We start from the raw sequence: 24,101 nt of genomic DNA, 5'->3' as shown, positions 1-24,101 counted from the left end.
TTTGCAAAGTCCTTAAATTGGTAATTGCACCAATTCAATTTTAATCGTCAGGTGGAGGGAAGACGGTTTTCATATGCATCGCGGATTCCTATTCCCTCCCTGCTTCCTGAAATGTGTTGGATTTATAGCTCGTACTAGTGAAGCGTTGGATTTGAATCTGGAAAAGCGACAGCGTTCGCCTTTGCAATGGAATTCTAACCTTATCGAAGGTTTTATAAAATCTAAGAATTCCGTTATAACAGCGATTGTAAGGTCAAATCCATCGTGCAGCTCCTCTACGAACTATAGCTCACCACATTTCAGGAAGACAATTCTATTCATGTAATAATCGAGAGGAGGAAGAGCCTATGGCGGATTCACTCGTCATCGTGGAATCGCCTTCCAAGGCGAAGACGATCGGCAAATACTTAGGCAGCAAATATATCGTCAAGGCTTCCATGGGTCATATCAGGGATTTACCAAAGAGTCAGATCGGTGTTGAGGTCGAAAATGATTTTAATCCCAAATACATTACCATTCGAGGTAAAGGCTCAATTCTAAAAGAATTAAAAGATGCCCGTAAAAAAGTAAAAAAAGTATATCTGGCGGCTGACCCGGATCGCGAAGGTGAGGCTATCGCTTGGCATCTGGCACATGCTCTGGAACTGGATGATACAGCAGATTGCCGTGTTGTATTTAATGAAATTACAAAGCAGGCTGTTAAGGATGCTTTTAAAACACCACGCAAAATCAATATGGATCTGGTCAATGCCCAACAGGCGAGACGGATTCTGGATCGGCTTGTGGGTTATAAAATCAGTCCGCTGCTCTGGAAAAAGGTGAAAAAAGGTTTGTCCGCAGGGCGTGTGCAGTCCGTTGCGGTGAAGATTATTTTGGACCGCGAAGCGGAGATCAATGATTTTATACCGGAAGAATACTGGACGATCACAGCCAAACTCGCCATTAAGGACAGCACCTTTGAAGCCAAATTCCATCAGCTGCGCGGCGAGAAGAAAGAGCTCTCCAGCGAAGCTGACGTACAGGAAGTGCTGAAGGCGATCGGCAAATCATCTTTCAAGGTCCGCGATGTGAAGGAGAAAGAGCGTTTGCGCAATCCTTCTTCACCATTTACTACCAGCTCCTTGCAGCAAGAAGCGGCCCGAAAGCTTAATTTCCGCGCGTCCAAAACGATGTCTGTAGCCCAGCAATTATACGAAGGCGTGGACCTGGGCAAAGAAGGAACAGTGGGTCTGATTACATATATGCGTACAGATTCCACACGAATCGCTGCTTCGGCCCAGGAGGAAGCAAAAGAACTCATTATCCAAAAATACGGCGAAGATTATGTACCTGAAAGTCCTCGTCAATATTCGAAAAAATCGACTAATGCTCAGGATGCGCATGAAGCGATTCGTCCAACCTCTGCCTTGCGTAATCCGGACACCGTGAAGCCGTTTATGAGTCGGGATCAGTTCCGGTTGTACAAATTGGTATGGGAACGTTTTATGGCCAGCCAGATGGCTTCTGCTATTATGGATACCCTATCCGTTGATATTGAAGCGGGTGAAACGATTTTCCGGGCAGCCGGTTCCAAGGTTCGTTTCCCAGGCTTCATGAAAGTGTATGTAGAGGGGAATGATGATGGTAAAACCGAGGAAGATAAGCTGCTGCCGCCACTTCAGCCAGGCGATAAGCTGAAAAAGGAATCGGTTGAGCCCAAGCAGCATTTTACACAACCGCCTCCTCGGTATACGGAAGCACGTCTTGTAAAGACGCTGGAGGAATTGGGTATAGGGCGTCCAAGTACCTATGCACCGACGCTGGAAACCATTCAAAAGCGTGGTTACGTCGCCATTGAGGATAAGAAGTTCTTCCCTACCGAGCTGGGAGAATTGGTCATTGAACAGATGGAGGAGTTCTTTCCTGAAATTCTGAATGTGGAATTTACGGCCAATATGGAAGATGATCTTGATCATGTAGAAGAGGGAGAAGGCAATTGGGTTCAGGTCTTGAGCGACTTTTATGAATCATTTGAGAAGCGCCTCGAAGTAGCCGAGGAGGAAATGAAAGAAATCGAGATCAAGGATGAAGTATCGGATGTCATTTGCGATAAATGCGGCAGCCCGATGGTATATAAGCTAGGCCGCTTTGGTAAATTCCTGGCTTGCTCTGCCTTCCCGGATTGCCGCAATACCAAACCGATTGTCAAGGATATCGGCATTCCTTGTCCTACATGCGGTGAGGGCCATGTCGTTGAACGACGGAGTAAAAAAGGACGTGTTTTTTACGGTTGCGACCGCTATCCGGAATGTGATTTTGTATCCTGGGATAAACCGTCCAACAAGCCTTGTCCAAGCTGCGGCAGCCTGATGGTTGAGAAACGCACCAAACAGGGAACAAAGCTCAACTGTACCGTCTGTGATCACAGCGAAATGCTTGAAGAAAGCGATGAGGGTGTAGAGACTTCCTAAGAACAACAATGGCAGGGGGATTTAAACGTGAGTGAGAGCCAAAAGGTAACAGTCATCGGAGCAGGTTTGGCGGGCAGCGAAGCTGCCTGGCAAATTGCAAGCCGTGGAGTACCTGTTAAGTTATACGAAATGAGACCGGTTGTAAAAACACCGGCACATCATACAGATAAATTTGCCGAGCTGGTGTGCAGCAACTCCTTGCGGGCTAACGGCCTGACGAATGCCGTAGGCGTCCTGAAGGAAGAAATGAGAATGCTGAACTCCTTGATTTTGAGCGCAGCGGATCATCATGCTGTTCCAGCAGGTGGAGCATTGGCAGTGGACCGCGACGGGTTTTCCGGTCATATTACAGACACGCTTCATCAGCATCCGCTGATCGAGGTCGTTAATGAAGAGCTTCAGACCATTCCGCAGGATGGCATTGTGGTCATTGCAACGGGGCCGCTGACTTCTCCCGCTTTGTCAGAACAGATCAAAGCGCTGATGGGAGAGGAGTATTTTTACTTCTACGATGCGGCAGCCCCGATTGTTGAGAAGGATTCCATCGACATGAGCAAGGTTTATCTGGCTTCCCGTTATGACAAGGGAGAAGCGGCTTACTTGAATTGTCCGATGAACGAAGCGGAATTTGACGCTTTTTATGAGGCTTTGATTACGGCTGAGGTGGCGCAAGTTAAGGAATTTGAAAAAGAAATTTATTTTGAGGGCTGTATGCCGATCGAGGTCATGATGCAGCGCGGGAAACAGACGGCATTGTTTGGGCCCATGAAGCCTGTCGGACTCGTAAATCCACATACCGGTGAGCTGCCGCATGCAGTTGTTCAGCTTCGTCAGGATAACGCTGCCGGTACGCTGTATAATTTGGTTGGTTTCCAGACACACCTCAAATGGGGGGAGCAAAAGCGAGTATTTTCGATGATACCGGGTCTCGAAAAGGCAGAGTTTGTACGTTACGGTGTGATGCATCGTAACACTTTCATCAATTCCCCTCAGCAGCTTCGTCCAACCTATCAGTTTAAAGGGAGCAGCAATTTGTTCTTTGCCGGGCAAATGACTGGCGTCGAGGGTTATGTAGAATCAGCGGCCTCAGGTTTGCTGGCGGGAATGAATGCAGCACGCGCGGCACGCGGGCAGGAGATGTTTGTATTCCCTGCGGAAACGACACTTGGCAGCATGGCGCGGTATATTACGACTGCTGATTTTAAACATTTTCAGCCAATGAATGCCAACTTCGGTCTGCTGCCCAAACTGGAGACACGAATTCGCAATAAAAAGGAAAAGAACGAAGCGCTTGCGAATCGTGCGCTGGAAAGCTTGCGCCGTTACATCAATGAAACGGGAGTTATGCCAGCCGAAGTACAGGCATAGAGATGAAGGAAAAGGAGGAGCACGTTAATGGATATGTCCTTTCATGCTACCACCATCTGCGCTGTACGCCACAATGGCAAAGGAGCTATTGCGGGTGATGGACAGGTAACGTTTGGCAATAGTGTCGTTATGAAACAGACTGCCAAGAAAGTGCGCAGATTGTATCGTGGGCAGGTCGTTGCGGGGTTCGCGGGTTCGGTGGCGGATGCCATCACCTTGTTTGAAAAATTTGAAAACAAGCTGGAGGAACATCACGGCAATCTGCAGCGGGCGGCTGTGGAACTGGCCAAGGACTGGCGACAGGATCGTGTTTTGCGCAAGCTGGAGGCGCTCATGATTGTAATGAACTCGTCCGGAATGCTGCTCATTTCCGGAGGCGGGGAAATTATCGAGCCTGACGATGATGTGCTTGCGATTGGTTCAGGTGGTAATTTCGCATTGGCGGCTGCCCGTGCGTTCAAGCGTCATGGCTCTGATATGGATGCCAAGGACATGGCGCGGGAGGCTTTAGAGGTCGCCTCTGAAATATGTGTCTATACGAATAATCAGATTATTGTGGAAGAAGTGTAAATCGGCTCTGAGAATTCAAGGGTGGAGGAGTGCAAAATGAAAAATCAATCGTTGACGCCCAGACAAATTGTATCCGAGCTGGATAAATATATTGTCGGACAAAAGCAGGCTAAGAAATCTGTCGCTGTTGCCCTGCGCAACCGTTATCGGCGCAGCAAGCTGGCGGAAGAGATCCGGGATGAGATTGTCCCTAAAAATATTTTGATGATTGGGCCCACTGGTGTAGGTAAAACTGAAATTGCACGCAGACTTGCACGGCTCGTAGGGGCTCCCTTTGTCAAGATTGAAGCGACCAAATTCACTGAAGTGGGTTACGTTGGCCGTGACGTGGAGTCCATGGTGCGTGATCTGATGGAAACCTCCATTCGCATCGTTAAGGCAGAGCGAACAGAGAATGTAAAGGATAAAGCAGAGGACATGGCCAACGAACGGATCGTCAGCATCCTTGTGCCTGCCGAGAAGTCAAACAAATCGCAGCGGAATCCTTTTGAAATGTTATTCGGCAATAACCAGGGAACTACGGTAGAAGAAGAACCGGCACAGCAAGACGCCTCCCTGGTAGAGAAACGACGCAAGGTCAAATTTGATCTGCTGTCCGGCAAGCTTGAAGATGAGATCATAGAGATTGATGTAGAGGATACTGCACCCAATATGCTCGACATGTTTACCGGGCAGGGGAATGAACAAATGGGTATGAATATGCAGGAGATGTTCGGAAGTTTTCTGCCCAAGCGGACTAAAAAGCGCAAGCTATCCGTGAAAGAGGCCCGTAAAGTTCTGATTCAGGATGAGGCAGCCAAGCTGATCGACATGGATGACGTAATTCAGGAGTCAGTGAAACGTGCCGAACAGTCAGGGATTATTTTCATCGATGAAATAGACAAGATTGCCAGCCAGGGGAAGGGCGGTGGTCCTGACGTATCGAGAGAGGGCGTCCAGCGCGATATTTTGCCTATCGTCGAGGGCTCTACCATTATGACCAAATATGGTCCGGTAAGAACGGATTATATTCTGTTTATTGCTGCAGGAGCTTTTCATGTCGCCAAGCCGTCTGACCTAATCCCTGAACTCCAAGGTCGTTTTCCCATCCGTGTCGAACTGAGCAGCTTGACCCTGGATGAGTTTGTGTCGATATTAACGGAACCTAAAAATGCACTGACCAAGCAGTATACGGAGCTGCTTCGCACCGAAGATATCGAAGTCGAATTTTCGGACGATGCGATCCGTGAGATTGCGAGCATTGCCGAGTCTGTAAACCGGAACACGGAAAATATCGGGGCACGTCGTTTGCACACCATCTTAGAGAAGCTGCTGGAGGATTTGTCATTCGAAGCGCCTGAGCTTACTTTGGATCGCATGATTATTACTCCCGAATATGTACGTGAGAAGCTGGGTGATATTGCCCAAAACAGGGACCTTAGTCAGTATATTTTATGAATAAGGCTTCTAAAAAAATAGGGGATGTGATCCAGAATAACACTATCTTGCACCCTCAAATAGACCTAGGCAAAAATTAAGTTGATGATTTTACTGTCTATTCCAAAAGTAGGACGTGTAATCTTTTGCAGGTGCAAAGTGCTAGAAAATCGTTCATATCCTTAAAATAAATCTGAAAAAATTAACATTTTATGCATCTAAAGCCCTCTTTTTTTAAAAAGATAGGGCTTTTTTCTTATTGTAATTAGGTCCCAACTCTACGAAACTTAGAATATATGACAGAAAGCAATTATTTTCTACTTAAGACCTAAGAGAAATGTATAATTATGAAATTTAATTGTCGAAAAAAAGTGAAAAATCTTGCTTTATTGAATCTTACTTTGGAGTAGACGCTAGAAGGGGAGAGCAAATGAATCTACTGGGTGATATGAGCTTTCAAAAGCTTCAGGCAGGCGTACAGGCCGCGAATATGCGACAACGTGTACTAGCCGATAACATTTCCAATAATGATACCCCGTATTTTAAACGTTCGGAGGTTTCATTTGAAGAACTGCTTCAGCAGCAAATGGATGGTGATGTAACACCACTACGTGGGAAAGTTACCAATGCAAGACATTTTCAGATAGGACCTGTGAACTCCATTCCGGATGCCACGGTCACCAAAGATGAGTACTCAGTCATGAACAATAATATGAACAACGTAGATATCGACAGGGAAATGAGTCTTATAGCTGAAAATCAACTGAGATATAATACCTACATTCAAGAAATTAATGATCGCATCAAAATGATGAAAACAGCGGTTGAGGGGAGATAGGACTAGGTGAAGATTAACAACGCCTTTGATATTAGTGCCTCTGCACTTACAGCCCAGCGCCTGCGGATGGATGTTATATCAAGTAACATTGCCAATGCAGAGACAACCCGGGCCAAAGTGGAGAATGGACAAGCAATTCCATATCGGAGAAAAACGGTTGTTTTGGAGCCAAATCAGTCTAGTTTTACTGATGTTTTGAAGGCTCAAATGGAAGGAAATAGTACGGGTGCCGCTGGCGTTAAGGTTGCACAAATTCAGGAAGATCCGTCACCTTTGAAGCCTGTGTACAATCCGGGGCATCCAGATGCAGATAAAGATGGATATGTATATATGCCTAATGTAGACATTATGAAAGAAATGGTAGACATGATTTCTACAACACGCTCGTACGAAGCCAATGTAACAGCTCTGAATGCATCAAAGGCGATGGTTTCCAAAGCGCTTGAAATCGGTCGCTAAGTTTCAGGGATACTAACTAAACTGAATAAGGAGAGTAAAGCATGATTCAAAACGCCATGTTTAATGTACAGACACCAGCAATACAGCAGATTCAGTCACCTAACAATGAGTTGACGAAATCGACACCTTCCGAATCTTTAAAGGATTTCGGTTCTTTTCTAAAGGATGCTCTCAATGAAGTTGGACAACAGGAAGCTGCTACACACCAGATGTCCGATCAATTCATGGCAGGCAAAGTAGATGCGGATCAGGTCATGATCGCTTCCCAACAAGCGCTGCTTTCCCTGCAGCTTACTGCTCAGGTCCGAAACAAAGCAATCGAAGCCTATCAGGAGATCATGCGCACACAGATGTAAAGAGGGTCTAGCAAAGTTTCGGATGGGGTGACAGAGTGAACGAGAGAATCGCCCAATATCGGGATAAGATTTCCGGGTATTGGAATAATTTCAGCAAAAAACAGAAGGTACTGCTTGTTTCGACATTAGCATTCATTATTATTGCAATTGTAGTACTAACGATGCAGTTTACTAAAACCGAGTATGAAGTGGCTTTCCGTGATTTAAATGCCAGCGATGCTGCCGGAGTCATTAAATATCTCGATTCAGCCGGGATACCGTATCAGCTCAATGCTGGCGGGACACAAATCTCAGTCCCAACCGCAAATGCGGATAAGGTAAAGGTAGATGTTGGGTCTCAAGGCCTGATTCAAAAGGGTTCCATCGGCATGAGCGCTTTTGAGCAGTCCTCCTCAGCCATCGGCATGACGGAGAACGAGTTCAATGTAAAATACAATAACGCATTGAACGGCGAAGTGCAGCAGCTTTTGGAACGGATGGATGGTGTCCAAAGCGCCAAAGTTGTCATTAATATGCCGAAGGAAAACATTTTTGCCGGACTTGAAGAAAAGGATAAAGCTTCTGCTTCCGTACAAATGGAATTCGAACCAGGCTTTACACCTAATCAACAAGCCATCGACGGTTACTTTAATCTGGTAAAAACGGCTGTGCCGAACTTGCCAGTGGAGAACATTACGATCACCAACAAGGAATATGAGTTGATTCCAACAGCCAAGGGCGGCCAAGGAGGACTCTCCAGTGGTGTTCAGGAAAACATGGCTCTGCAGAAGAAGTTCGAGAGCGATGTTAGGAATAATGTTCAACAATTTTTGTCGAAAATTGTTGGGGAAGACAAGGTAAATGTACTGGTTATGTCCCAGCTAAATTTCGATAAAGTAACCTCCAAAGAACAATTGGTTACACCTGTTGACCAAGCGAAAATGAAGGGTATTGAAATCAGTGCCCAACAAATTCAGGAAAGCTATACGGGCAGTAGTGGACAGACCGGAGGAGTTGCAGGAACAGGGACCCAGGATATTCCAGGTTACCCTGGAGGATCCAATTCCGGCAACAGCAGCTCAGATAAGAGCTCAAGCACAATTAACTACGAAGTTAACCGAATTGCGAAGGATATTATTCAAAGTCCGTATACTGTAAAAGATTTAACCATTAATGTGGCAGTTGTACCACCAACAGGACAACAAACGTTGGATACAGCAACTCAGGCAGCTATTCAAAATATTTTGGTTAATATCGTAAGAGCTTCGTTGGCCAATTCCGGTACTACTATTACAGACGCTGATTTGGCTAAAAAAGTTTCAGTGTTCTCTCAACCTGTCCCGGCGCCAGCGAACACCAACACGTTCTTCTCGGCATCGAACCCTTGGGTATGGGGCATCGGAGCTGCTGTTCTGGCATTGTTGGCAGGCGCAATCTTCCTAATCGTACGCAATCGTCGTAAACAGGAAGAAGAGCTGGAAGAAGATTTGGAGCTCATGCCAACGCCGACGGAGTTCCCGTCTATAACCATGGAAAGTGTGACAAATGAAAGTCAAGTGCGTAAACAGCTTGAAAGTCTGGCGAAAAAGAAACCCGACGAATTCGTCAATCTGCTTCGTACATGGCTGGCTGACGAATAGAGGTGAATTCATTGGCAAAGGGAAGCGGTCAAAGTTTAACGGGAAGACAGAAAGCAGCTATTCTTCTAATTACAATGGGACCAGAAGTATCTGCTCAAATATTCAAACATTTGCGTGATGATGAGATCGAGCAACTTACATTGGAAATTGCCAATGTACGGAAGGTCGATGCCGCGGAAAAAGACTCCATTATGGCCGAGTTTCATCAAATTTGTCTGGCTCAGGAGTACATTTCCCAAGGTGGTATCAACTACGCGAAAGAAATACTGGAAAAAGCGCTTGGATCACAAAAAGCGGTTGAAGTTATTAACCGCCTGACGGCAACGCTGCAGGTAAGACCATTCGATTTTGCCCGCAAGGCTGATCCAAACCAGATTTTGAACTTTATCCAAAATGAGAATCCGCAGACGATTGCGCTCGTGCTTTCGTACCTGCAATTCGAGCAGGCGTCGACCATTCTGTCGTCCCTGCCTCAGGAGAAGCAGGCAGATGTGGCCCGGCGTGTTGCTGTCATGGACAGCACATCCCCGGAAGTCATTTCACAAGTGGAACGTGTGCTGGAGCAGAAGCTGTCGGCAACCGTAACACAAGATTATACAAATGCAGGCGGTATCGAGTCGATTGTTCAGATTCTGAACGGCGTAGACCGCGGAACCGAGCGTACTATTCTCGACTCGCTTGAAATTCAGGACCCTGAACTGGCTGAGGAAATTAAAAAGAGAATGTTTGTATTCGAGGATATTGTCAATATCGACAATCGTTCCATCCAGCGCATTATTCGCGATATCGACAATTCGGATTTGCAATTGGCGCTTAAAGTGTCCAGCGAGGAAGTACGCGATGTAATTTTCCGGAATATGTCGAAACGTATGGCAGAGACCTTCAAAGAGGAAATGGAGTACATGGGACCGGTGCGGCTGCGTGATGTGGAAGAAGCACAGACACGTATCGTAGCGACGATCCGGAGATTGGAAGAGGCCGGTGAGATTATAATCGCACGTGGCGGAGGAGATGACATCATTGTCTAACTTGATCAAATCTTTCCAATATGTGCCTGTTGGAGCTTTGAAAACCATTGATGTGGCGCATACGTATGAACCGGAAACGACGGACGAAGAGGTCAACACGGAATTTACGGAGCCGGAGCCCCAACGAGACCATGAGGCAGAGCGACTCCGGGATGAAATGCTGAATGATGCCAAAGATTTTGCGGAGCGGCAGGTTCGTGAGGCCGCTGAAGAAGCCGAGCGGATGCTCCAGGAAGCACAGCAGCAGATTGAAGCCTGGTGGCAGGAGCGACGGGAAAACGACGATCAGTTAACCGAGTCGTTAAAAGCTGACGGGTTCCAGCAAGGCTATGAAGAAGGCCAAAAATTGGCTGAGGCCGAGCTCCAGACCAAATCGGAGCAGATGATGGAGGAAGCACAGGAAATTCTGCGTCAGGCCTATGATATTAAAGAACAGCTTATTCAGGAGGCTGAGCCGTTTTTGGTCGAGCTGAGCAGCGCAATTGCTGAGAAAATCATTGAAAAGCAGCTTAGTCTTGAGCCGGAATATACAATTGAGCTTATTCGCAAAAATCTGGCTCGTAAGCGGGAAAAGGGAACGATTACATTATGTGTGTCGCCACAGCATTTTGCATTTGTACAAGGCGCGCGCGAAGAATTGTCACTGGCTGTCGATTCACAGGCAGAGCTGCAAATCATCCCTGATGGCACCGTGAAGGATCGCGGATGTGTTATCCGCTCTTCCTTTGGAAGCGTGGATGCACGGATTGATACACAACTGACGGAAATCAAAAAAGAACTGCTGCGTCTGGCACATGAGAATGAGGAGCGAAGACATGAAGGGGCTTAATACACAGCGCTACATGGATCATTTGCGACAGCTGGACCCGGTTCGGATAAACGGCAAGGTTACACAGGTTATCGGTTTGATGGTGGAATCGGAAGGTCCAGACGCCAGCATCGGGGACGTTTGCTACATTTATCCAGGCAAAACGGCCAAGCCGCTGCAAGCGGAGGTTGTAGGCTTCAGAGACAACAAAGTGCTTCTGATGCCGCTTGGGGAACTACAGTCCATTGGCCCCGGCTGTGATGTTGTGGGGACAGGGAAGCCATTAAATGTTCAGGTCGGCTCAGAGCTGTTAGGCAAAGTACTGGATGGTCTGGGCCAGCCGCTGGATGGCTCGTTGATTCCATCAAGAATGGCAAGGTATTCGACCTTCAATATTCCTTCCAATCCGCTGAATCGTCCGCGTGTGCAGGAGCCGATCAGTATCGGGGTACGGGCTATTGACGGATTGCTTACCATCGGCAAAGGACAACGGGTCGGTATTTTTGCAGGCTCCGGTGTAGGCAAGAGTACGCTGATGGGCATGATTGCCCGCAATACGGAAGCCGATGTGAACGTAATTGCGCTCATCGGAGAACGGGGACGCGAGGTGCTGGACTTTATCGAGCGGGACCTGGGTCCGGAGGGACTCGAGCGTTCTGTAGTTATCGTGGCTACCTCCGACCAGCCTGCATTGATCCGCATTAAGGGTGCGCTCATTGCGACGACGATCGCAGAGTATTTTCGGGACCGCGGGTTGAACGTCATGCTGATGATGGACTCCGTTACCCGGTATGCCATGGCACAGCGTGAAGTAGGACTGGCCATCGGAGAGCCGCCGGCAATGAGAGGGTATACCCCTTCCGTATTTGCCAGTCTTCCGAAGCTCCTGGAGCGGGCAGGGACCGGGCCTACTGGCTCCATAACCGCATTTTATACAGTGCTGGTTGATGGTGATGACATGAACGAGCCTATAGCAGATGCGGTGCGAGGTATTTTGGATGGACACATTGTATTGAACCGGGGGATTGCGAACAAAGGGCATTTTCCCGCAATTGATGTGTTAGCGAGCATTAGCCGGGTCATGAAGGACATTGCACCACGGGATCAGACTGAAGCAGCTGAGAACATCAAGCGCTTGATGGCCATTTACAAAGATTCGGAGGACCTGATTAACATCGGGGCCTATCAGCAGGGGTCAAATGCAGAAATTGACGAATCTATAGAGCGCATACGGGATATATGGGATTTTACCAGACAACGAACAGATGAAAAGACGGAGCTGGATGAGGTACGGGAACGTTTGATTTCTGAATTTACGAGGAGATGAAGGTTGAACGATGAGATTTCAGTATTCCTTTCAGAAAGTTGTAGACTTGAAAACGAACGAAAAATCACAGGCCGAGTGGATGCTTTCCAGTGCTGTTGGACAATTGCAGGCTGAAGAGCAGACATTGATACAGCTTGTTGGCGAAAGGAATCGGGTCATAACAGCCATTCAAAAGGCTGCCGAATCTTGCGCTTCACTCTCTACCATTCAGGAATTACAAGCGTATGTTAATCATCTGGACCAATGTATTACACGCAAGCATAAAGATGTTCAATATGCGCAGCAAAATGTGCAAAACAAACAAACCGTTTTGACCGATAAAATGCTGGATGAACAAGTTTGGCTGAAAGCAAGAGAGAAGGCCAACGTGAAATTCCAACAGGAAATGCTCCTGCACGAGCAGAACGAGCTGGATGAAATGGCTTCCGTGCGATTTGCCATGAGAGCCCGGTAAGCGGAAAGTCATAGGATACGCATATCAGCTGCCTGAGGAGGAAGACGATGGCACAGAAGTTAGCAGATAATGAACTGGATATGGATTTAGAAAAAGAGTCAGGCGGCGGCTTTGAACGGTTTATGTTTTTCCTGATCCCGATTGTGTTCACAATCGTTCTGGTCGGAGTCCTGCTTACACTCTTCAACATGGATTTCAGAAGTGAAATGATTTCATTAGGGAGCAAAATCCCGGTTGTGAAAAATTGGATTCCTGAATCGAAAGATAAAGCCGATCAGATGAAAGAGGCGGATCAGAAGGCCCAGTCTAAAAGTTCTGAAGCAACGATTGAGCAATTAAAGACAGATTTGGCAAAACAGACAGAGGAGCTCAAAAAGGCTGCTGAGGCCAAGACGGCCCAGGATAAAAAGGTTGCAGAGCTACAGAATCAGGTCAATACGCTGCAGACGGGGCAGACACAGCAGCCGCAGACGGGGCAGCAGGGACAGACAGGTACCCAATCTGCAGATGGAACAACGACTGAAGATCCTTATGTAAAGCAGGCGAAAGAACTTTCTTCCATGTATGAAGGAATGACAGCCAGCAAAGCGGCACCCATTATGGAAAACCTGACTACGGAAGAAACCGTACAGCTCTTAAGCTATATGGACCCTGCAAACAGTGCGAAAATCCTGCAAAAGATGGATACTAAAAAGGCAGCCGATATTACAATGGCTCTGAAAAACGTAACGCCATCGACGGACTTGTCAGTAGCGGCATTGCAATCTCGTCTGAAAAAGGATCAGGCTAGCACAGCAGGAACAACGAGTAAAAGCCTGCAAAATACTCAAATCAGCAGTACATTTGCTTCCATGGACAAGAAAAGCGGTGCCGAGCTTATTTTACAAACCTACAAAATCAGCCCGGACAAGGCACTGAACATATTAAACACAGTAGATGATTCCACACGTGCTTCTTTACTGCAAAATATGTCTGCCAAAGATGCGGGTCAGACCGCAAAAATTTTGAACAAGCTGATGGGCAGTAAGTAATGAAGGGAGGTGAAACTTAAATGACCCTTATTTCTCAAAGTTTATCACTTAGTTCAGGTCAAACAGCTGGCAGTGCGACGACAGCATCAACGACAAATACAGCGGCTGCTGAAGCAGCTAACGGTGTTTTTAATCAGACACTTACGCAAATGATGACAGGCGGACAAACGGGCTCAACCAGCGCAGATGCTAATGCTACCCCAACCCCTACCCCGTTAGTAATGGTGCTTCCGCTTATTGCAGCTGGTGAATCTAGCGAAGTTCCAACCGAGCCGCTTGTCGAGACATTGGCGCCTTTGCTGCAAAATCTTGAGCAGCTGGATGATCAGATCGCTGCCGATCCTGCCCTGCTTGCTGCATTGCAATCATGGATTCACCAAGTTCAGCAGTTTTTGCAAGGCGGTGGAACCGATGGGCAGACAGTCGATGGAGCAACGACAGCGGCAACAGGTTTAACAGCTTTGGCGGCGAATCCGGCTACGCTTCGATTTGCATTACAGGACGCTTTGTCACAGCTTGCCAATGTAGCAGAGCAGGCCTCGGGAGAACAAAAATCCCAGGTGACACAGCTGCTACAATCGCTTCAAAGCGTAACGGCTGATACTGGCGCTATTTCCGATGAGCAGTGGGCGGGTGTCATGAAAGCAGTGGAGCTAGCTGATGGCGGAGATTCAAAAACGGCTCAGCCTGCTGCGAATCGGACAAACGGCACTCAGACGTTAGCTGTAGCTTCGACAGACAAACAGGCTGTTGCTCCTGAGCAGCAAACGAGTCAAGGCGGAACAAGCCAACAAGGCTCAGAAGGACAGCGTTCGGCGACTAATCTGCATGTTCAATCCGCAGTGAAGGCGACTGCCGCGGATGAAACCGCTACATTCGTAGATGCAGCTGAACAAACTGCAGCTGAACAAACGGATCCGGCAGCATCTGACAATCCGGCTCCGATGATTACGACTGCAGGACAGCTTTCGGTACAGACTCAAGGAACAGTACCTTCGGCTCCGGCTCAACCTGTTGTGCATGTCCGACAATTTGCCAAGGAAATGACGGAATTTGTAGTGCAGAAGCTTGATATTGTCAAGCATACCGGTTTATCGGAAGCGACGATCATGCTTCGTCCAGAGCATCTGGGCCAGCTGGAGGTTAAGCTGACGATGCAGAACGGTCATCTGGTTGCTCAGTTTATGACCGAACATCGCGGTGCGAAGGATTTGCTGGAACAGCAAATGTCACAGCTTCGTGCCAGCCTGCAAAGCCAGGGAATCCAGGTGGATAAGGTGGAAGTAACGCAAAATGAATCGCTTTCTTCCCATATGTATCAGGATGGCCGCGGCTCCGGCAGTAATCAGCAGCAGCAATCGAACCAGCGTTCCAAAGCCCGAGGCAGAGAAGAGAGCGAGGATGCTTTGAAGGTAGCTGAAATGGCAGAAGAACTGCGCAACTGGACAGCAGAACAACGCGCAGATGATGTGAACCCAACAGGCTCCTTTACAGCACAAGCGTAACGATGGAGGTGAGAACACAGGTGGCAACGACAGACAACAATGTATCCACCACTAACGTCTGGCCGAATTACAATGTGAATAATGTCAAAACTGCCAGTGCCAAGGGTACCAAAACGATGGGGAAGGATGAATTCTTGAAAATCCTGATCACCCAGCTGCAAAATCAGGACCCGATGCAGCCGTTGGAGGATAAAGAATTTATCGCTCAAATGGCCCAGTTTTCTTCGGTAGAACAACTGATGAACATTTCTACGCAGTTGAATGCATTGGGACAGTCTTTGGGTACAGCTTCCGGATTGATAGGAAAAGAAGTGAGCTGGATTGAGGCAGGTAAAAAAGACCCACTGACAGGCGAAGCAGCCGCAGGTACGACAAAAAGTGGAATCGTAGATTCCATCGTTATTCGCGACGGTGTGCAGTATGCCAAAATGGGAGCGTCCGAGGTAGCATTAAAAGATGTTACATCGGTAAGCCAGGCTAACTCAGCGGCTTCCGCAACAAAAACGTCAGATACTACGCCTTCTTCCTCTACTAGAAGCGGTGAGAATTCATGAATGGCAAAATAACGGTTGGACGTCTTTTTCCCGCCAATGTTCCTCCGACAGCAATCTCGCAGAACCGGACAACTTCAGTGTCGAAGGATGTCAAACCATTCGATCAGGTGCTGCAGGAACAGGTACTCAAGCTGAGCAATCATGCAGTCAAGCGGCTGGAGCAGCGCGGAATAGAGTTGAGAAGTGACCAGATGGAGAAGATCAACTCCGCTGTCGATAAAGCGGCTGCCAAAGGTGCCAAGGAATCTTTGATTTTAATGCAGGATATGGCGTTGATTGTAAGTGTACCTAACCGGACAGTAGTTACTGCAATGGATAAGCAATCCATGGAGGATAATGTATTTACGCAGATCGACAGTGCCGTAATTATTTCATAAAAAAACATATACGAAGTGGCTGGCCCGAACAGGAAAGCCATGAAAAAGCCGCGGATCGACTGATGCGGTTCAACGAAGCAACCAAACAGAGGAGGATTTATACTCAATGTTGAGATCAATGTATTCAGGTGTATCGGGCATGAAGGGCTTCCAAACGAAGCTGGACGTTATCGGTAACAATATTGCTAACGTAAATACAACAGGCTTCAAGTCCAGCCGGGTGATGTTCAAGGATATTTTGAGTCAAACAAGTAAGGGGGCTAGTGCACCTGGAGACGCGACCGGGGGTACTAACGCTAAGCAAGTTGGATTAGGGTCGACTGTAGGCTCAATTGACACGCTTCATTTGCCCGGAAGTGCCATGACAACGAACAATCCAACGGACTTGCGAATTAATGGTGATGGTTTTTTTCTGGTCAAAATGACAGGGGACCAAGACGTTCCATATTTGACCCGGGCTGGAGATTTTCATGTTGACGCAAATCGACAGTTGGTTACATCAGACGGGTTACTCGTCGCAGATTCAAGCGGGGGGGCTCCCATTCAGTTGAACTCTTCAACTACCTCATTTTCTATTTCTCCGGATGGAACGATTGTCCAGCAGTTGTCAGATGGCACTGTAGACAATCAAACTAAAATCGGGGTAACTAAAGTCATCAATCCTGAGGGTTTGGAAAAGATCGGGGGGAGCTTGTACCGAGCAACCGTTAACTCCGGTGAAGAAGGTGCAGTTACTCCTATGGAAGCAAACAGTACAGAAAATGGCACAGGCGCCATCGTCGCTGGTCAGCTGGAGATGTCCAACGTTGATCTGACTGGCGAATTTACCGAAATGATCGTGGCTCAGCGTGGTTTCCAGGCGAACTCGCGTATCATTACGACTTCGGATGAAGTGCTTCAGGAAGTTGTAAACTTGAAACGATAATCTCATTTAAACGCGGAGGAGTAGAGACTCCTCCGCATCTATCAGGAGGTTGGTATTACGATGATCCCGTTAACGCGGCTGAACGGTTCGCCTATGTGGCTTAATGCGCTGCTCATTGAGACTGTGGAGGAAACGCCGGATACATACGTTACTTTGGTAACGGGCAAACGGTTGATTGTATTGGAAAAAGCGGCAGATGTCGTCTCCTTGGTCAAGGGCTACAGCCGTGAAATCGGCATTCATGCCGCCACGATAAAAGTGCAACAAATGGAGGAAGACGAATGAAAAAGATGCTGCCATGGCTCATTACAATTTTGCTCGCGATTACTTTGATTGCAGGCGCGGCCTTTGTACTTATACCAGCGCTTAGCGGGAAGAAGTCGGAAGCCACTCCGAAAGCGCAAGCCGCTGAAACAGAACAGCTTCCAAGATTGTCAGCAGAAGAAATGGTGGAAGTAAGTTCTGAAATCACTGGTATCAAAACGAATTTAGCGGACGCCGATTACATTGTACAGATGAATCTTTCTTTCCAATTGAACGATGCCAAAGCAAAAGAAGCTTTTGAAAAAATTAAAGATATTAGCATTAAACCGATTGTTATTCAGTTACTTGCAGACACCAAACCGGATGAGCTCAGATCGGCTAGAGGCCGGAGTCAATTCAGTGACAAGCTGACGGATCTCATCAACAAGTCGCTCCCTGAAGGTCACCTGGGGAACACCAAAATTACAGACTTTTTACTGGCAAGCATTTGATGACAGGTGAACTTGTCGGGATCACGTAAGGGGGGTGAATAACATTGGTGGATGTACTGTCTCAAGGGGAAATTGATGCCCTTTTAGCAGCTCTTTCGTCCGGTGAAATGGATGCAGAAGAACTTAAAAAGGAAGATACCCAAAAGAAAGTTCGCGCTTATGACTTCAAAAGAGCGCTTCGTTTTTCCAAGGATCACATTCGGAGTCTGACGCGAATACACGAAAATTTTGCGAGGTTTCTGACCACTTATTTTTCAGCTCAGCTCCGTACATTTGTCCAAATTAATGTCGTACAGGTGGAGCAGCTTCCTTATGATGAATTCATTCGCTCCATTCCGAAAATGACCATTCTGAACATTTTTGAAGCGGAACCGCTAGAGGGCCGAATGGTGCTTGAGGTGCACCCGAATATAGCTTATGCCATGCTGGACAGGCTTCTCGGGGGAACAGGCTCGGCCCCAACCAAGGTTACAGCGTTGACGGAAATCGAGACGACAATCATGGAGCGGATTTTTAGTCGTACCTTTGATAGCCTGCAAGAGGCCTGGAAAACGGTATTAGACATTGAGCCGCGACTGGAGACGATGGAAACCAATCCGCAGTTTATGCAGATTGTTTCGCCGAATGAAACGATTGCGCTGATTTCGCTCAGTACCAAAATTGGAGATACCACAGGGATGATTAATCTCTGTATCCCGCATGTGGTTTTGGAGCCTATTATGGCCAGACTGTCCACGCACCAGTGGTTTACATCTCAAAAGAAATCAAGGGCGCCTGAAGAGATCGACGCCTTGAGATTACGGGTCACCAAAGCAGAGCTTCCGATTATTGCTGAACTGGGTGAATCCCGTATAAATGTGGCTGAGTTTCTTGGCCTTTCGGTGGGGGACGTCATTTCATTGAACAAACCTGTCAAGGAAGGACTAGCCATCCGGATAGGCGAAAGATTGAAGTTTACAGGAAGCCCCGGCATGGTGAGAGATCGTGTTGCCGTACAAATTGATGAAATTGTCAACGAAGGAGTTGAAGAAATTGACGAGTAAAGACTATTTGTCCCAGGAGGAAATTGATGCCTTGCTGAATCAGTCTGAAGCGGGGACGGATTCTACTCCCGCAGGCAAGAACGTTGACGATTTTTTGACTTCCCTGGAGCAGGATGCTCTTGGGGAAATCGGTAATATAACGTTCGGCAGCGCAGCAACGGCTCTTTCCACATTGCTAGGTCAAAAGGTGGACATTACGACACCGGAAGTTTCAATTATTACCCGTTCCGAATTTGAAATCGCATTTCCAAAGCCGCACGTAGCAGTACATGTGAATTATGTCGATGGATTTGAAGGCATTAACTCGCTCGTAATCAGAAAGCGCGATGCACAGGTTATAGCGGACTTGATGCTTGGTGGTGAAGGAAATCCGGCGGATGAAGATTTAAATGAAATTCATATCAGTGCCGTACAGGAAGCGATGAACCAGATGATGGGATCATCGGCAACCTCAATGTCTACCATATTTAACCGTTTTGTAAATATCTCACCGCCGGGAATTGATATTTTAGATCCGATGCACGGCGACGGTGTATCCAGTTTGCCAGATGAAGAGACGCTTATTACCGTTTCCTTCCGTTTATTGATTGGAGAACTCATTGACTCTACACTGATGCAACTGCTGCCTGTAAACTTTGCCAAAAAGATGGTAGCCACTCTGATGAATAGCGGAGAAGATGACGAAAAGTCACAAACGTCTGCTGAGCAGACAGCAGCAACAGCAGCAACAGCAGCTCCGGAAATGTCGCAACAAGCCAAGGCTTCGCAGCAACCGCCTGCTTCAGCCTACCAGCAGCCACCGGTAGCCGCTCAGGCACCGCAAAATGCAGGCTACGGACAGCAGCCGCCAGCATATCCTCAAGACCCGGGATATGGGCAGCAAGGCGCTCCAGGCTATGGTTACGGAGCATCAGCAGGTATGCCGCCGCAAGCTCCTTATGGAACGCCTAATCACTACGGTGCATTACCGGGACGTAATGTAAATGTACAGCCTGTACAATTTTCTAACTTGCAGTCGGGTGCATTTTCACATGTGGATGAAAACAATTTGAATTTATTGATGGACATTCCCCTTAGAGTCACCGTAGAATTAGGAAGGACCCAAAAGCAAATTAAAGATATTCTGGAGCTCTCGCAAGGTTCAATTATTGAACTGGACAAACTTGCCGGGGAGCCGGTGGACATTCTGGTTAACAACAAACTGATTGCCAAGGGCGAGGTTGTCGTAATCGACGAGAACTTTGGTGTGCGGGTAACAGATATTGTAAGCCAATGGGACCGTATTCAAAAATTACAATAATAGCATAATTTTAGGGAGGATTTATTTCAGATGGCAAACCGTATTTTGATCGTGGACGATGCTGCATTTATGAGAATGATGATTCGGGACATCCTGTCCAAAAATGGATTTGAAGTTGTAGGAGAGGCTCAGGACGGATCACAGGCGATTGAAAAATTTAAGGAGCTTCGTCCGGACCTGATTACGATGGATATTACGATGCCTGAAATGGACGGCATTGCCGCTCTGAAGGAAATCAAACAAATTGACGCCAACGCAAAGGTGATCATGTGTTCTGCGATGGGACAGCAAGCAATGGTTATTGATGCCATTCAAGCTGGTGCAAAAGATTTTATCGTTAAGCCTTTCCAATCGGATCGGGTTATCGAAGCGATCAACAAAACGCTGGGTGTCTAAGGCGCATCCGGTATGGGTACAAAACAGGGTGCCTCTGACGCATTGAGTACATCCAGCAATATAGGTAACATCGCCTGGGTCCTTTTCGTGCTAATCTTGATCATCGTACTGATCGTGTACTTGATACGGTTTTTGAGCAAAAGAAATCAGAGCTGGTTTAGCAACCGCTCCGTTCGCATACTGGGAGGCGTGGGGCTGGGCCCCAATAAATCCCTTCAGCTTGTTGAAGTTGGTAGCAGTGTGTACCTCATTGGTGTGGGAGAGGATATCCGGCTTGTTGACAAAGTATCCGATCCTGAAGAAGTGGAGCAAATATTGGCCGCACTCGAGCAGGAAGCTTCTCTGCAGCGCGGCCCAATTGCCCCGCTAATCGCTAAAATTGCGGATAAGCTTCGCCGGAACAACGCGGTACAGCAGCAACCTGAAGAGGAGGCATCTTTTCACGAGATGTTTGAAGCCAAGCTTCGGCTGATGCCGAATCGCAAGGAAAAGATTGAAAAGCTGCGCAATGAGGAGAATATTACAGATCGGTCGGGAGATTCATGAGAAAAAAGATTATACTAGCATGTTTGCTGCTTGTCTTATTCAGCTTTATTTCGGTGACGGCGGCCTCTGCAGAACCGATTCCGAACATTGGTATTCAAGTCGGCAATTCGGATAAAGGACAGCCCGGTGCCACCTCGCTGTCTATTATTTTACTTATTACGGTCATTAGTGTAGCGCCGGCGTTGCTTGTGCTTATGACAAGTTTTACACGAATTGTGATCGTGCTTGGCTTTGTGCGAACATCGCTGGGAACACAGCAGATGCCGCCAAATCAGGTGCTTGTCGGACTGGCTTTGTTTCTCACTTTATTCATTATGGCACCGACGTTCTCGGCCATGAATGAAACTGCACTTCAGCCATATCTTAAAGGGGAAATTACACAGTCTCAGGCGCTGGACAAGGCATCGGTACCGATCAAAACCTTTATGTTCTCTCATACACGTGAGAAGGATCTGCTGCTCTTTATGAAGTACACCAAGATGGAAAAACCTAAAAATTATCAGGATATTCCGCTAACGGTGATGGTCCCGGCTTATGCAATCAGTGAGCTGAAAACGGCATTTCAGATGGGATTTATGATTTTCATCCCATTTTTAGTAATAGACATTGTGGTGTCGAGTACACTCATGGCTATGGGGATGATGATGCTGCCGCCTGTAATGATTTCACTTCCTTTTAAAATACTGCTGTTTGTGCTAGTAGATGGCTGGTATTTGGTCGTCAAATCATTGCTTTTGAGCTTTAACACATGAATATTTTCTGCAAGGACAGCAATCGAGGAGGACGGCAATGACTTCGGAGTTTATTATTTCCCTGGCTGGACAAGCGGTGAACATTGCACTCAAGGTGAGCGCTCCGATGCTGATTATGGGGCTAGTCGTGGGTTTGATTATCAGCATTTTTCAGGCAACAACCCAAATTCAGGAGCAGACACTGGCCTTTGTTCCGAAGATTGTCGCCGTATTGCTGGCATTGCTTTTGTGCGGACCCTGGATATTGACCACACTGGTGGACTTTACGTATAACATTCTGGACAATTTGTACAAATATATAGGTTAGGCTGAAAGTTATGAACATGTTGGTAGAGAGTTTTCCTGTTTTTTTGCTGATTTTTTGTCGGATTACCTCATTTTTTGTAGTAGCGCCTATTTTTTCAACCCGAGGGGTACCTAATATCTTTAAGATCGGAATTTCAGGATTTATTGCTTTGGTCGTGTATCTTACCTACGGTACACATCAGCAGGTGCCGACTGATGCAGCGTATGTGCTGTTGGTGGGTCGTGAAGTGTTGATCGGGTTGTTGTTGGGGTTTACTGCATATCTGTTCATAACAGCGATCCAAACTGCAGGTTCATTTATAGATTTGCAGGTCGGATTCGGGATGGCCAGTGTGTTTGATCCTATGACAGGGGCTTCAACGCCTTTAACGGGAAATTTCAAGTTTGCCGTAGCTGTATTGTTCTTTCTAAGTATCAATGGGCATCATCATTTGCTTAACGCAATCTTATACAGCTATGATTGGATACCGCTGACTAATGATTTTTTTGTAAAGCTGTATGGTGGCAGTGTGTCTGAATTCCTGGTTCGCTCCTTTGCGGAATCCTTTTTGCTGGCCTTCCAAATTGCCGCTCCTATCGTCGTGGCTACCTTTTTGACGGATGTCGGACTCGGCTTTTTAGCCAAAACAGCACCTCAGTTTAACATTTTTGTCATTGGTGTACCGCTTAAGATTATTGTGGGACTGTTTATGTTGCTGCTTCTTATGCCGAGTTTTGCTTTTATATTCGAAAAATTGTTTTCCATGATGTTCGAATTCATGCGCAACTTGTTAGATGTTATGGGCCATCGTCCCTAATGTCTGGTCTGGAGGAACGTAGTTTGACATTTAGATATGCTATGAACCTGCAGTTATTCTCAGGGGAAAAAACGGAAAAAGCTACACCCAAAAAAAAGCAGGATGCAAGACAAAAAGGGCAGGTTGCCAAAAGCATGGAGCTGCCCGCCGCAGGTGTCCTGCTGGTTACGTTTTTTTGTCTTATGGTTTTTGGCGGATATTTCAAGGAACATGCGGTCCGCTTGTTTCAGGATATTTTTATGAACCGGCTTTCTACAGAGGTAACTCCAAATTCAACGCTGCTCATGATGGGTGAATATGGTGTGCAAATCATAATTATGCTGGCACCTATTTTTATAGGAGCTATTGTCATCGGGGTAGCGGCGAATTACATGCAGATCGGTTTTTTATTGACCGGAGAGGGCATCATGCCCAAGTTTAGCAAGATTGATCCGATTAAAGGCTTCAAAAATATCTTTTCCATGAGGTCATTGGTTGAATTCCTGAAATCTGTGTTAAAGATGACCGTGATTGGTTATCTGGTGTACAGCGTGCTCTGGAAAACGAAGGCCGACCTGCCCAAACTGGCTGAAATGTCCGGCGATCAAATGCTGAGCTTTACGGCTTCATTAACGATGGAGCTTGGGCTTAAAATCGGTGTGGTGCTGTTCATTTTAGCGGTACTGGATTATTTGTATCAACGCTTTGAATTTGAGAAAAATCTGAGGATGTCCAAACAGGATATCAAGGATGAGTACAAGAAAATGGAGGGTGACCCCCTGATCAAAGGAAAAATCCGCGAGCGGCAGCGCCGGATGGCCATGCAGCGCATGATGCAGGAGGTTCCTAATGCAGATGTCATCATTACCAACCCTACGCACTTTGCTGTGGCTTTGAAATATGACGGTGCGGAGATGGAAGCCCCTCAGATTATTGCGAAAGGGCAAGATTACGTAGCGCTCCGAATTAAGGAAATAGCCAAGCAACACGGCGTTATAACGATGGAAAACAAGCCGCTGGCGCGGGCGCTGTTTCAAAGAGCCGAAATCGGGGATGCGATACCAGCTGACCTGTTCCAGGCCGTCGCTGAAGTGCTGGCGTATGTATATAAATTAAAAGGTAAAGTGAAATAAAGGGATCGG

Annotated in this window: 27 protein-coding genes; all 27 read left to right on the top strand. The window is 47.0% G+C overall.

The window, feature by feature from the left end:
* The first annotated feature begins 347 nt into the window (after positions 1–347).
* The 27 genes from topA to flhB all read left to right on the top strand — a co-directional run bounded on the left by topA (position 348) and on the right by flhB (position 24,092).
* The gene (gene topA / locus JO375_RS18920; protein WP_229525925.1) at positions 348–2,450 is read left to right on the top strand and encodes a type I DNA topoisomerase; all 2,103 of its coding nucleotides are present in this window, start codon (positions 348–350) and stop codon (positions 2,448–2,450) included.
* Between the two features lie 27 nt (positions 2,451–2,477).
* The gene (gene trmFO / locus JO375_RS18915; RefSeq protein ID WP_229525924.1) at positions 2,478–3,818 is read left to right on the top strand and encodes an FADH(2)-oxidizing methylenetetrahydrofolate--tRNA-(uracil(54)-C(5))-methyltransferase TrmFO; all 1,341 of its coding nucleotides are present in this window, start codon (positions 2,478–2,480) and stop codon (positions 3,816–3,818) included.
* A 27-nt stretch (positions 3,819–3,845) separates the two neighbouring features.
* Positions 3,846–4,388 carry an ATP-dependent protease subunit HslV gene (hslV, locus tag JO375_RS18910; protein ID WP_229525923.1) on the top strand — a complete coding sequence of 181 codons (543 nt, stop codon included), beginning with the start codon at positions 3,846–3,848 and terminating at the stop codon, positions 4,386–4,388.
* A gap of 36 nt (positions 4,389–4,424) precedes the next feature.
* Positions 4,425–5,825 (top strand): ATP-dependent protease ATPase subunit HslU, encoded by a 1,401-nt coding sequence (gene hslU / locus JO375_RS18905; RefSeq protein WP_229525922.1) that lies wholly within the window; start codon positions 4,425–4,427, stop codon positions 5,823–5,825.
* A 409-nt stretch (positions 5,826–6,234) separates the two neighbouring features.
* Positions 6,235–6,642 (top strand): flagellar basal body rod protein FlgB, encoded by a 408-nt coding sequence (gene flgB, locus JO375_RS18900; protein WP_229525921.1) that lies wholly within the window; start codon positions 6,235–6,237, stop codon positions 6,640–6,642.
* A gap of 6 nt (positions 6,643–6,648) precedes the next feature.
* Positions 6,649–7,101 carry a flagellar basal body rod protein FlgC gene (gene flgC, locus JO375_RS18895; RefSeq protein ID WP_229525920.1) on the top strand — a complete coding sequence of 151 codons (453 nt, stop codon included), beginning with the start codon at positions 6,649–6,651 and terminating at the stop codon, positions 7,099–7,101.
* Between the two features lie 41 nt (positions 7,102–7,142).
* Positions 7,143–7,457 carry a flagellar hook-basal body complex protein FliE gene (fliE, locus tag JO375_RS18890; RefSeq protein ID WP_229525919.1) on the top strand — a complete coding sequence of 105 codons (315 nt, stop codon included), beginning with the start codon at positions 7,143–7,145 and terminating at the stop codon, positions 7,455–7,457.
* A 35-nt stretch (positions 7,458–7,492) separates the two neighbouring features.
* Positions 7,493–9,076 carry a flagellar basal-body MS-ring/collar protein FliF gene (fliF, locus tag JO375_RS18885; protein ID WP_229525918.1) on the top strand — a complete coding sequence of 528 codons (1,584 nt, stop codon included), beginning with the start codon at positions 7,493–7,495 and terminating at the stop codon, positions 9,074–9,076.
* 11 nt (positions 9,077–9,087) lie between these two features.
* Positions 9,088–10,104, top strand: a complete 1,017-nt coding sequence (fliG, locus tag JO375_RS18880; RefSeq protein ID WP_229526875.1) for a flagellar motor switch protein FliG — start codon at positions 9,088–9,090, stop codon at positions 10,102–10,104.
* Positions 10,097–10,933 carry a FliH/SctL family protein gene (locus tag JO375_RS18875; RefSeq protein WP_229525917.1) on the top strand — a complete coding sequence of 279 codons (837 nt, stop codon included), beginning with the start codon at positions 10,097–10,099 and terminating at the stop codon, positions 10,931–10,933. The genes fliG and JO375_RS18875 overlap by 8 nt, the downstream gene beginning before the upstream one ends.
* Positions 10,920–12,239, top strand: coding sequence for a flagellar protein export ATPase FliI (gene fliI, locus JO375_RS18870; RefSeq protein WP_229525916.1), 1,320 nt, complete (start codon positions 10,920–10,922; stop codon positions 12,237–12,239). Before JO375_RS18875 ends, fliI begins: the two co-directional genes overlap by 14 nt.
* 10 nt (positions 12,240–12,249) lie before the next feature.
* Complete coding sequence (gene fliJ / locus JO375_RS18865; RefSeq protein WP_229525915.1) at positions 12,250–12,693, top strand: flagellar export protein FliJ; 444 nt, start codon at positions 12,250–12,252, stop codon at positions 12,691–12,693.
* A 47-nt stretch (positions 12,694–12,740) separates the two neighbouring features.
* A complete protein-coding gene (locus tag JO375_RS18860; RefSeq protein WP_229525914.1) occupies positions 12,741–13,724 on the top strand; it encodes a MotE family protein in 984 nt (327 codons plus the stop codon).
* 20 nt (positions 13,725–13,744) lie between these two features.
* Positions 13,745–15,229 carry a flagellar hook-length control protein FliK gene (locus tag JO375_RS18855; RefSeq protein ID WP_229525913.1) on the top strand — a complete coding sequence of 495 codons (1,485 nt, stop codon included), beginning with the start codon at positions 13,745–13,747 and terminating at the stop codon, positions 15,227–15,229.
* 20 nt (positions 15,230–15,249) lie between these two features.
* Positions 15,250–15,783, top strand: coding sequence for a flagellar hook capping FlgD N-terminal domain-containing protein (locus JO375_RS18850; RefSeq protein WP_229525912.1), 534 nt, complete (start codon positions 15,250–15,252; stop codon positions 15,781–15,783).
* A complete protein-coding gene (locus JO375_RS18845; protein WP_229525911.1) occupies positions 15,780–16,160 on the top strand; it encodes a TIGR02530 family flagellar biosynthesis protein in 381 nt (126 codons plus the stop codon). Before JO375_RS18850 ends, JO375_RS18845 begins: the two co-directional genes overlap by 4 nt.
* A gap of 106 nt (positions 16,161–16,266) precedes the next feature.
* A complete protein-coding gene (gene flgG, locus JO375_RS18840) occupies positions 16,267–17,085 on the top strand; it encodes a flagellar basal body rod protein FlgG (RefSeq protein WP_229525910.1) in 819 nt (272 codons plus the stop codon).
* A gap of 60 nt (positions 17,086–17,145) precedes the next feature.
* Positions 17,146–17,370 (top strand): flagellar FlbD family protein, encoded by a 225-nt coding sequence (locus tag JO375_RS18835; RefSeq protein ID WP_229525909.1) that lies wholly within the window; start codon positions 17,146–17,148, stop codon positions 17,368–17,370.
* A complete protein-coding gene (locus JO375_RS18830; protein WP_229525908.1) occupies positions 17,367–17,840 on the top strand; it encodes a flagellar basal body-associated FliL family protein in 474 nt (157 codons plus the stop codon). Before JO375_RS18835 ends, JO375_RS18830 begins: the two co-directional genes overlap by 4 nt.
* Before the next feature lie 44 nt (positions 17,841–17,884).
* On the top strand, positions 17,885–18,883 hold the full coding sequence (gene fliM, locus JO375_RS18825) for a flagellar motor switch protein FliM (protein WP_229525907.1): 999 nt from the start codon (positions 17,885–17,887) through the stop codon (positions 18,881–18,883).
* Positions 18,873–20,183 (top strand): flagellar motor switch phosphatase FliY, encoded by a 1,311-nt coding sequence (gene fliY, locus JO375_RS18820; RefSeq protein ID WP_229525906.1) that lies wholly within the window; start codon positions 18,873–18,875, stop codon positions 20,181–20,183. Before fliM ends, fliY begins: the two co-directional genes overlap by 11 nt.
* A gap of 30 nt (positions 20,184–20,213) precedes the next feature.
* Positions 20,214–20,579: a response regulator gene (locus JO375_RS18815; RefSeq protein ID WP_010346372.1), complete on the top strand. Its 366-nt coding sequence runs from the start codon at positions 20,214–20,216 to the stop codon at positions 20,577–20,579.
* A 12-nt stretch (positions 20,580–20,591) separates the two neighbouring features.
* Positions 20,592–21,125 (top strand): flagellar biosynthetic protein FliO, encoded by a 534-nt coding sequence (locus JO375_RS18810; protein WP_229525905.1) that lies wholly within the window; start codon positions 20,592–20,594, stop codon positions 21,123–21,125.
* Complete coding sequence (gene fliP, locus JO375_RS18805) at positions 21,122–21,877, top strand: flagellar type III secretion system pore protein FliP (RefSeq protein ID WP_229525904.1); 756 nt, start codon at positions 21,122–21,124, stop codon at positions 21,875–21,877. Before JO375_RS18810 ends, fliP begins: the two co-directional genes overlap by 4 nt.
* 37 nt (positions 21,878–21,914) lie before the next feature.
* On the top strand, positions 21,915–22,184 hold the full coding sequence (gene fliQ, locus JO375_RS18800) for a flagellar biosynthesis protein FliQ (protein ID WP_229525903.1): 270 nt from the start codon (positions 21,915–21,917) through the stop codon (positions 22,182–22,184).
* 10 nt (positions 22,185–22,194) lie between these two features.
* A complete protein-coding gene (gene fliR / locus JO375_RS18795) occupies positions 22,195–22,980 on the top strand; it encodes a flagellar biosynthetic protein FliR (protein WP_229525902.1) in 786 nt (261 codons plus the stop codon).
* Complete coding sequence (gene flhB / locus JO375_RS18790) at positions 22,980–24,092, top strand: flagellar biosynthesis protein FlhB (RefSeq protein ID WP_229525901.1); 1,113 nt, start codon at positions 22,980–22,982, stop codon at positions 24,090–24,092. The genes fliR and flhB overlap by 1 nt, the downstream gene beginning before the upstream one ends.
* Positions 24,093–24,101 lie beyond the last annotated feature (9 nt).

This window comes from Paenibacillus farraposensis (genome assembly GCF_020736845.1).
In the GTDB taxonomy this organism is placed as follows: Bacteria; Bacillota; Bacilli; order Paenibacillales; family Paenibacillaceae; genus Paenibacillus; species Paenibacillus farraposensis.
This window is presented reverse-complemented; position numbering and strand designations above follow the sequence as displayed.

Coding starts and splice junctions, on each gene's coding strand:
- fliQ (WP_229525903.1), top strand. CDS start 21,915: ATGACTTCGGAGTTTATTATTTCCCTGGCTGGACAAGCGGTGAACATT.
- JO375_RS18845 (WP_229525911.1), top strand. CDS start 15,780: ATGAATGGCAAAATAACGGTTGGACGTCTTTTTCCCGCCAATGTTCCT.
- flhB (WP_229525901.1), top strand. CDS start 22,980: ATGTCTGGTCTGGAGGAACGTAGTTTGACATTTAGATATGCTATGAAC.
- JO375_RS18860 (WP_229525914.1), top strand. CDS start 12,741: ATGGCACAGAAGTTAGCAGATAATGAACTGGATATGGATTTAGAAAAA.
- flgB (WP_229525921.1), top strand. CDS start 6,235: ATGAATCTACTGGGTGATATGAGCTTTCAAAAGCTTCAGGCAGGCGTA.
- hslU (WP_229525922.1), top strand. CDS start 4,425: ATGAAAAATCAATCGTTGACGCCCAGACAAATTGTATCCGAGCTGGAT.
- JO375_RS18815 (WP_010346372.1), top strand. CDS start 20,214: ATGGCAAACCGTATTTTGATCGTGGACGATGCTGCATTTATGAGAATG.
- fliE (WP_229525919.1), top strand. CDS start 7,143: ATGATTCAAAACGCCATGTTTAATGTACAGACACCAGCAATACAGCAG.
- JO375_RS18830 (WP_229525908.1), top strand. CDS start 17,367: ATGAAAAAGATGCTGCCATGGCTCATTACAATTTTGCTCGCGATTACT.
- JO375_RS18835 (WP_229525909.1), top strand. CDS start 17,146: ATGATCCCGTTAACGCGGCTGAACGGTTCGCCTATGTGGCTTAATGCG.
- hslV (WP_229525923.1), top strand. CDS start 3,846: ATGGATATGTCCTTTCATGCTACCACCATCTGCGCTGTACGCCACAAT.
- JO375_RS18855 (WP_229525913.1), top strand. CDS start 13,745: ATGACCCTTATTTCTCAAAGTTTATCACTTAGTTCAGGTCAAACAGCT.
- flgG (WP_229525910.1), top strand. CDS start 16,267: ATGTTGAGATCAATGTATTCAGGTGTATCGGGCATGAAGGGCTTCCAA.
- topA (WP_229525925.1), top strand. CDS start 348: ATGGCGGATTCACTCGTCATCGTGGAATCGCCTTCCAAGGCGAAGACG.
- fliJ (WP_229525915.1), top strand. CDS start 12,250: ATGAGATTTCAGTATTCCTTTCAGAAAGTTGTAGACTTGAAAACGAAC.
- fliP (WP_229525904.1), top strand. CDS start 21,122: ATGAGAAAAAAGATTATACTAGCATGTTTGCTGCTTGTCTTATTCAGC.
- fliI (WP_229525916.1), top strand. CDS start 10,920: ATGAAGGGGCTTAATACACAGCGCTACATGGATCATTTGCGACAGCTG.
- JO375_RS18810 (WP_229525905.1), top strand. CDS start 20,592: ATGGGTACAAAACAGGGTGCCTCTGACGCATTGAGTACATCCAGCAAT.
- fliR (WP_229525902.1), top strand. CDS start 22,195: ATGAACATGTTGGTAGAGAGTTTTCCTGTTTTTTTGCTGATTTTTTGT.